Here is a 396-nt window from a genome sequence, read left to right as displayed (position 1 = left end):
CGATGGCGAGATGATCGCCCTGATCGGCGAGAGCGGATCCGGCAAAACGACGGTGGCGCTCTCGCTCATGGGCTATGCGCGGCCCGGCTGCCGGATCACCGGCGGCGAGATCAATGTGAACGGCAAGAACATGGCAGCACTGTCGGAAAAGCAGCGGGCCAGGTTGCGCGGCACCGATATTGCTTATGTTCCGCAAAGTGCCGCCGCCTCCTTCAACCCCTCGTCAACGATCATGGAGCAAGTGATCGAGGTCACGCGGATCCACGGCCTGATGCCGCCCGAGCAGGCGCGAAAGCGCGCGGTCGAACTGTTTCGAGCCTTGTCGCTGCCGGATCCGGAAGGGATTGGCGCGCGCTACCCGCACCAGGTTTCGGGCGGGCAGTTGCAGCGGCTGTC

1 protein-coding gene is annotated in these 396 nt (G+C 64.6%); it reads left to right on the top strand.

The window, feature by feature from the left end:
- Nucleotides 1-396, top strand: a 396-nt coding sequence (locus ACWTU8_RS33270; protein ID WP_455851435.1) for an ATP-binding cassette domain-containing protein, incomplete at both ends; no start/stop codon positions are given.

The organism is Mesorhizobium sp. BHbdii (genome assembly GCF_053848045.1).
Note: the sequence above shows the minus strand (reverse complement) of the source record. Positions and strands in the feature narration are given on the sequence as shown.